This is a genomic window from Corynebacterium sp. (assembly GCF_043426755.1).
Lineage (GTDB): Bacteria > Actinomycetota > Actinomycetes > Mycobacteriales > Mycobacteriaceae > Corynebacterium.
In genome coordinates this window covers 1-7,726 of sequence record NZ_JBHWRP010000103.1, presented here as the reverse complement: position 1 = coordinate 7,726, position 7,726 = coordinate 1, and the positions used below count along the sequence as shown (strand labels likewise).

Below are 7,726 nucleotides of genomic sequence, written 5' to 3'. Positions count from 1 at the left end.
AGCGGTGACAGTTGGTGTGGTGTGCGAGGTGCTACGCCGACAGCTACTGGGGCCGGCGCATGCGTTGCAATCCGCCCCAGTGCCAAAACCTGACGCGTATCGACGACGACGTGATTATATTGTGCCCGCTATCAGCGGCGGGATTCTGGTGATCATGATCATGGCGGGCATTGGACGAGATCCTTACTCGACATCACATGGCAGGCTAGAAACCCCGAGTTGGCAGTTGCCTTTTGGCTCCGACTCTTCTGGGCGCGATCTGTTGGGGCGTGTGGCGCACGGAGCATTCGGCACCGTCGGCACCGCTTTGTTGGTAGTAGTGAGTTGTTTGCTCATCGGATTACTCGTCGGGCTAGCTGGGCGAGCTGGGACCGGTTTTATGGAGGTGGCCAACGCCGCCCCACCGATTATTGCCGGATTAATTATGGCAGCGCTGACCGGGCCGTCACTGTATGGAGCAGCCATTGCTGTTGCGCTGGTCAGCTGGGCACCTCTCGCCGCCCATACCGCAGCCTTGGTGGAGGAGGCGAAATCACGGCCGTACATAGCCATGCTGCCTCTTTTAGGTACAGGGCCTGTACGCACGATGACACACCACGTCATTCCCGTCGTGCTACCGGCCTTGGTGCGCCACGCGGTATTGCGGCTACCTGGTACTACATTGGCGATCGCCAGCCTTGGGTTTCTCGGTTTGGGTGCTTCACCCCCGACGCCCGAGTGGGGTCTGATCTTGTCTGGTGCTGTTGATTATGCGCAACGGGCGCCGTGGGCCGTCGTGTCATCGGCAAGCGCTTTGGTGCTTGTGTCCGTACTGGCTGTCAGCCTTACATCCCTACCACCGCGCGCTCGACGACGAGTGCCCGCGCTAAAGTGCTAGCCATGGCATTGAGGCGGTTCATCTGGTTGCCGATCACCACGCTCGTGGTGACGGTTGCTGTTGTGGGGTTGGTCTGGCTTGCCACTGCAGGAGAGCCGCCGCAGTCATCGTCGGAAAGCGTGCCGACGAGCACCAGCGAACCTGTCGCCGACATGGAGACTGTTGCCCGGCAGCAACTCGACGAGCTCGACGTCAAGGGCAAAGCCGGCAGCGGCGGTTACTCGCGCGAGGCCTTCGGCGATGCCTGGAGCAATAACCAGGGGCTGGCCTCCATCGAGAGTGCCTGCGACACGCGCAATGCGGTGCTGGCGCAGCGTGCCGACTATCTTGCGCTTGACGACGACGGCTGCACCGTGACCTGGGGCGTGATTTATGATCCTTACTCGGATACGACGGTCGATTTCAACCGCGGGGACGGCACCATCGAAATCGATCACGTGGTCAGCCTGTCCAACGCATGGAACACTGGGGCGTTCCAGTGGGACGAGCAGAAGCGGCGCGAATTCGCCCACGACCCAGACAACCTCATTCCCACGCTGACTGAACTCAATCGGCAAAAAGGTGCCGGTGACGCAGCGACCTGGCTGCCGCCGCACAAGGCGTATCGCTGCGAGTTTGCCAGCACGCAGATCGGGGTGAAGCACAAATACGGGCTCTGGGTGGCTCCCGCTGAACGTGAGGCGCTGCTGCGCCAGCTTGAGACGTGCTAGGCCCGGTTAGTCGTCGTCACGCGCCTGCTTCTTGAGCTCGCGTGCTGCTTCCTCAAGGCTTTGCTGCGTGGCGGCATAGTTCAGCGCGGCCTTGCTGGAGCGCGGCGGGGCCTGGATGGTGCGCTCGGAATCGTAGCCTAGCTGTAGTTCTTTGACGCGCAGAATTTCGGCGTCCAGCTTCACGCCCACGATGAGCACAATATTCATGACCCACAGCGCGATCAGCACGGCGATCACAGTACCCAGAACGCCGTAGGCGGACGCGCCCGCAAATAGCGTGAGATAGCGGCCGAAGATCCACCACACAAGACCAATCACAATCAGCGCTGTGGCGGAGCCGAAAGTCAACCAGCGGAATTTGCGCGGCCGGACATTCGGGGCGAAATAGTACAGATTGGCGATCAGGATCATGCCCACAATCGCAATCACGGGGAACCTGAGCCACTGCCAGATCGGCAGGAAAATGCCCAACAGATAGTCCACGGTGCCAGTCAGTCCAAGCGGCTCGGCGACAGGCTCGAGCACGTTGACCACGATAGATTCGCGCAGCAAGAACGCGCCCAGCATGGCAACTCCGCCGATCACGATGATGACGGTCAGCCCCCACATCGTCAACCACGTCGGCACGACGGTGCGGCCCTCAACGCGGCCGTACACCGTGTTTGCACCGCGGGCGAATGCACGCACATAGGCTGAGGAGGACAGCAGCGAAAAGATAATGGAGAAGATCAGGGCGAAGGTGCCCTGCGCTGTGGATCCCACAACCGCTTGGACGGCGTCGCGCATCGTTCCGGCCATCTCATCGGGCACATAGTTGGCGATGAGTTCGTCGGTAAGCTGCGTCACTTCCTGCTCATTCTGCGCCAGGAACAGCGTGGCCACCGAATATGCGGCCAGGACGGTGGGAGCAAATGTCAGCAGCATGAAGAACGTCAACACCGCCCCGCGATCCATGAAAGCCTCGAGGAAGAAATCGCTCCACGTGCGCCGCACAACCAACTTCCACCCCTTCGCTGTGAGGCGATTCCCTCTTTCCAGCGGGTTCGGTGGCTCCGCGCCGTGAGCTAGAGGCTGTGCGTAGCTTCCGCCGATCGGGACGATGAACTCCGTCGCCGTCGACGAGGACTCTTCTTCGCCGGAGATGTCAGAGTGATCAGGCTGCTCATCCATATCTTTAGGGTACCGGTGGACTGTGGATAAGATGAACGACATGGGTATTTTGGACTCACTGCGTAACCTCCTTGGGGCCGATGCCGTCCCACGTCTTGTCGATTACCCCGAGGAACTTGCGATGACGGAAGTAGACACCCTCGAGGTACACACCGCCCATATCACGCCCGATACCAAAGAAATCTTGGTGATCATCACCCTCGACCCGCGCGCATTCCGCCTCGCCAAAACGACGTCCGAGCCCCTGCGCATGACCTGTGGCGAAGACCGCCCCGTAACGTGGATCCCGGTGCGCAAGGACGCACTCCCTGCCCTTGACCCCACATTGGGTTGGATCATTCCGCTCTCGCCCGCCACCCGCGAAGAGCTGAGCGCGCTTGACGACGACACCACTGAAGTTGAACTTAATTCAGTCAACGTGGGGCTTGTGGTTACTTGAGTGGTCATCTGAAGTTCACTTTGGCCAGCGGGCAAACTTTCCGACGACCGAGTACGGTAGATAGACAGCGTAGTTTATCGACGCAATTTTTCTTGTCCACTGAAATGTTTTGGAGTATTAAGAGTGAAGATCGCAATCTTGGGTGGCGACGGTTTCTGTGGCTGGCCAGCATCTCTACACCTGTCGGACGCGGGACACGAAATTACCATCGTGGACAATCTCTCGCGTCGCGCAATCGATAAAGAGTTAGGTGCCGAATCTCTCACTCCGATCCGCTCTACTGAGGAACGCATCGAAGCGTGGAAGGAAGTCTCCGGCAAGGAGATTGCTTTCAAGAACTTCAACGTCGCCGAAGACTATGACGAACTGCTGGACTTCTTGAAGACGTGGCAGCCTGAAGCTGTGGTGCACTTCGCCGAGCAGCGCGCAGCGCCCTACTCGATGAAGAATTCGCGCAACAAGCGCTACACGGTGGACAACAACACGAACGCCACCCATAACCTGCTGGCCGCCATCGTGGACTCTGGCCTCGACATCCACGTCGTGCACCTGGGCACCATGGGTGTCTACGGCTATGGCACCGCCGGCATGAAGATTCCGGAAGGCTACCTGGACATCAAGGTGGAGGTCGACGAGGACGAGAACGGCAACCAGACCGAACCGCAACTGATCGACCAGCAGATTCTCTACCCCACCAACCCGGGGTCGATCTACCACATGACCAAGGTGCTGGATCAAACTTTGTTCGCTTACTATGCGAAGAACGACGAGCTGCGCATCACCGACCTGCACCAGGGCATCATCTGGGGCACGCACACCCCGCAGACCGAGCGCGACGAACGCCTGATCAACCGCTTCGACTACGACGGTGACTACGGCACGGTGCTCAACCGCTTCCTCATGCAGTCCGCAGTGAACTACCCGCTGACAGTGCACGGTACCGGTGGCCAGACCCGCGCGTTCATCCATATCCGCGACATGGTCAAGTGCATCGAAATCGCGATCAACAACCCACCTGCGAAGGGCGATCGTGTGAAGATCTTTAACCAGATGACCGAGACCCACCGCGTGCGCGACCTTGCCAACCTGATCGCCGAGATTTCTGGCGCCACGGTAGAAATGGTTCCCAACCCACGCAAGGAGTCCGCAGAAAACGAGCTCCACGTGGTCAATGAAACCTTCCTGGATCTTGGTCTGAACCCCACCAAATTGGCTGAGGGCCTGCTCCATGAGGTTGAGGACGTGGCCCGCAAGTACGCCGACCGCGCGGACATGTCGAAGATTCCTGCCCGCTCTCTATGGACACAGAATCAGTCCGAGGGCGTGCCACCATCCATCGCTGAAAACGAGAACGCGAAGGCATAACCAGGATGAAGATCTCCATGTTCACGGAGGTCTTTCTGCCGAAGATCGATGGCGTGGTCACGCGTGTGACCCGCCATCTTGATCAATTGGCAGAAATGGGCCACGAAGTGCAACTTTTCGCTCCCGGTGATCCCCCAGAAACCTATGCGGGGTTCACGGTGCAGCGAGTCCGCGGTTTCTCGTTCAAGCCGGTCTACCCAGAAATTACGGTCGGCCTGCCCACCCCCGCGATCGCAGAGCGCATGAAGGAATTCCAGCCGGACATCGTCCACGCGGTCAACCCGGTGGCGTTGGCGGCCTACGGTGTGCTCTCAGCGCGCCGGCGTGACATTCCGCTCCTTGCTTCCTTCCACACCAACGTGCCCGAATACACCGAATCCCTGAAGATCGGCTGGTTGCGTCAGCCGGCCGCATGGTGGATCCGCAATTTGCACAACCAGGCGGAAATGAACCTGGTCACCTCGGCCCCGATGATGGAAAAGGCACGCGAGTCCGGGATGCGAAACATCAAGCTGTGGCCCAAGGCCGTGGACACCGTTGGGTACACCCCGCAGCGTTATTCGGCAGAAATGCGGGACCGGATGACCGGCGGGCAGCCCGATTCGCCGCTGGTGGTCTATGTCGGCCGCATGAGTTTGGAAAAAGACCTTGACCGGCTGGTCGGAATCATGACTGAGCTGCGCAAGCAGGTTCCCAATGCGCGCTTGGCCATGGTCGGTTCCGGCCCGCAAGCCGACGAGCTGAAGAAGATGCTGGATCCCGCGTGGACCACTTTCACCGGCTATATGTCCGGCGCAGAACTGGCCCAAGCGTTTGCGTCCGGCGACGTCTTCGCCTTCCCCTCTACTACCGAAACCTTGGGCCTCGTCGCGTTGGAATCATTCGCCTCGGGTGTGCCGGTCGTCGGTGCGCGCGCCGGCGGTATCCCCTACGTGATTGACGACGGCACCACCGGCTTCCTCGTCGACCCCGAAGCCCCCGATTCGGTGTGGGCCGACCGACTCGCACAGGTGCTTAACGACGACGACCTGCGCCGCCGCCTTGGGGCCAACGCGCGGGAGGAGGCAGAACGCTGGAGCTGGCGTGCATCCACCGAAAAAGTGGTGGAGTACTACCAGGAATCCATCGAGCTGCACTCCCGCCGCGTCGTTAAGAAGCGCCGCTAACCTAGCGAATGTCCGCTGGGTCCTTGCGCTGTGGCAGGACGCGTGGGCGGACGCCGCCGATCTCCTCGACGATGCGGATGACCTGGTTGGAGTAGCCGAACTCATTGTCGTACCAGACGTAGAGCACCAGGTGGTTGTCGGAGGCAATGGTGGCCAGACCGTCGACGATCCCCGCATGAGTGGAGCCGACGAAGTCGGTAGAGACCACCTCAGGCGAGTGGATGTAGTCGATCTGCTGGCGCAGGTTCGAATCGGTGGATACGCGGCGGAGGTAATCGTTGACCTCGTCCTTCGTCACCGAAGTCTCTAGCTCCAGGTTCAGCACTGCCATGGACACGTCCGGGGTTGGCACGCGGATCGCGTTACCGGTGAGCTTGCCCTCGAACTCAGGCAGCGCCTTGGAGACCGCCTTGGCGGCGCCGGTTTCGGTGAGCACCATGTTCAGGCCAGCTGCGCGGCCGCGGCGGGGGCCCTTGTGATAGTTGTCGGCCAAGTTCTGGTCATTGGTGTAGGAGTGCACCGTTTCCACGTGCCCGTGGCGCACTCCATAGCGATCGCCGATCACCTTCAGCACCGGGGTGATGCCATTGGTCGTGCATGATGCGGCAGAAAGCACGCGGTCCTCATCCGAATCGGTGATAGCGCTGTGGTTGATGCCGTACACAATATTTTTCACATCGCCCTTGCCCGGCGCGGTGAGCAGCACGTTAGCCACGCCCTTGGACTTGAGGTGCTGGCTCAGCCCCTCGCGGTCGCGCCATGCGCCGGTGTTGTCCACCACGATTGCGTCATCGATGCCGTAGGAGGTGTAGTCGATCTCTGCCGGATTGGAGGCGTAGATCATTTGGATCGGGGTGCCGTTGGCCCAGATCACCTCGTTTTCGTGATCGACGGAGATGGTCCCGTCGAAAGGGCCGTGTACTGAATCGCGGCGCAGCAGGCTGGCGCGCTTCACGATATCCTCATCACCCTTCTTGCGCACCACGATCGCGCGTAGGCGCACACCGCCATAGGTGGCCTCCCGCTGGATCAGGATGCGGGCCAGCAGGCGGCCGATGCGGCCGAAACCGTAGAGCACCACGTCTTTCGGCTCCAGGTTGCGTTCGGAGCCGATGACGTCGGCAAGCTCCCGCTCGAGGAATCCCCGCAGGTCGTCGGATCCCTCGCGGCTGAAGTTTTTGGCAAGACGGCCCAGGTCGATCGACGCGGTCCCCAAGTCCATCTGGACGAGTTCGCGCAGGATCGGCAGGGTGTCTTCCAACGCTAGTTCGCGTGCGCCGACGCGGCGTGCGTAGCGGTGGGCCTTAATGATGTCGATGTCGGTGACGCCGACGAGCAGGCGGCCAAAAATGGAGGTCACTGCGTTGTGCTCGCGGTGAAGGGCGCTGATCAGCGGCAGCATTTCCTGAGCCAAGGAAAGGCGACGGTTCCAGTCGTCTTGTTTCTGCTGCATGCTGTCGTGGTTATTCACGGTTCTCCTCTTCGGGGTGTCAAGATGGATGAATAATGCGAGAATGTTTCTCCCCCGTTAACCCTAGAAGACATTCATGTTCATGTGGGTTTCCGGGGGTAGCGCGCGGACTTTTCGGCGCTACTATTGGGGGAAGATTGTCCGCCCCATTGGCCCCGCACAACAGAAGGAACCATCCATGGAGTTTGGTATGCCGACATCCCTGATGGACATCGCCACAGACGGGGTGCTCGCCCAGCATGATGTGGACGCGACCACGGTGACCGTGTTGGGCCCAGTGGAATCGATCGAGTTTTCCGGTTCTGCACCTGACGACGATACCCGTGACGCCCTTTTTGACCTGCGTATTACTCGAGCTGGTCGGCGCCCTGAGATGGCTTCGGGCACCCGCGCTGCGATCATCCGGGATGGTCGGTGGCACTGGCGCACCGCGCGGATCGACTCTTTCGATGTCCCCGCGTTGCTGGAGGTTCAGCCTGCCGACGACCTTCACTTGCGCGTCACCCGCACCCTGTTCGGCAACGCGCA

8 protein-coding genes are annotated in these 7,726 nt (G+C 60.4%); 6 read left to right on the top strand and 2 right to left on the bottom strand.

What is annotated here, in order from left to right; genetic code table 11:
* On the top strand, positions 1 to 877 hold an 877-nt coding region (locus ACHFGA_RS10920), incomplete at its 5' end, for an ABC transporter permease (protein ID WP_394282406.1).
* A gap of 2 nt (positions 878 to 879) precedes the next feature.
* Positions 880 to 1,587, top strand: coding sequence for an HNH endonuclease family protein (locus ACHFGA_RS10915; RefSeq protein ID WP_394282405.1), 708 nt, complete (start codon positions 880 to 882; stop codon positions 1,585 to 1,587).
* Positions 1,588 to 1,593: 6 nt separating this feature from the next.
* Here the strand turns inward: ACHFGA_RS10915 and ACHFGA_RS10910 are convergent, their stop codons facing one another.
* Positions 1,594 to 2,757, bottom strand: coding sequence for a YihY/virulence factor BrkB family protein (locus ACHFGA_RS10910; RefSeq protein ID WP_394282404.1), 1,164 nt, complete (start codon positions 2,755 to 2,757; stop codon positions 1,594 to 1,596).
* A 31-nt stretch (positions 2,758 to 2,788) separates the two neighbouring features.
* Here ACHFGA_RS10910 and ACHFGA_RS10905 point away from each other — a divergent pair, with 31 nt between their 5' ends.
* The 3 genes from ACHFGA_RS10905 to ACHFGA_RS10895 all read left to right on the top strand — a co-directional run bounded on the left by ACHFGA_RS10905 (position 2,789) and on the right by ACHFGA_RS10895 (position 5,727).
* Entirely contained in the window at positions 2,789 to 3,196 is a 408-nt protein-coding gene (locus ACHFGA_RS10905; protein ID WP_394282407.1) for a hypothetical protein, read from the top strand.
* A 123-nt stretch (positions 3,197 to 3,319) separates the two neighbouring features.
* Complete coding sequence (locus ACHFGA_RS10900; protein WP_394282403.1) at positions 3,320 to 4,561, top strand: NAD-dependent epimerase/dehydratase family protein; 1,242 nt, start codon at positions 3,320 to 3,322, stop codon at positions 4,559 to 4,561.
* A gap of 5 nt (positions 4,562 to 4,566) precedes the next feature.
* Entirely contained in the window at positions 4,567 to 5,727 is a 1,161-nt protein-coding gene (locus ACHFGA_RS10895; protein ID WP_394282402.1) for a glycosyltransferase family 4 protein, read from the top strand.
* Between the two features lies 1 nt (position 5,728).
* Here the strand turns inward: ACHFGA_RS10895 and ACHFGA_RS10890 are convergent, their stop codons facing one another.
* A complete protein-coding gene (locus ACHFGA_RS10890) occupies positions 5,729 to 7,180 on the bottom strand; it encodes a glyceraldehyde-3-phosphate dehydrogenase (protein ID WP_394282401.1) in 1,452 nt (483 codons plus the stop codon).
* A 196-nt stretch (positions 7,181 to 7,376) separates the two neighbouring features.
* Between ACHFGA_RS10890 and ACHFGA_RS10885 the strand changes: the two genes are divergently transcribed.
* A partial coding sequence (locus ACHFGA_RS10885; protein WP_394282400.1) for a hypothetical protein occupies positions 7,377 to 7,726 on the top strand: 350 nt, incomplete at its 3' end.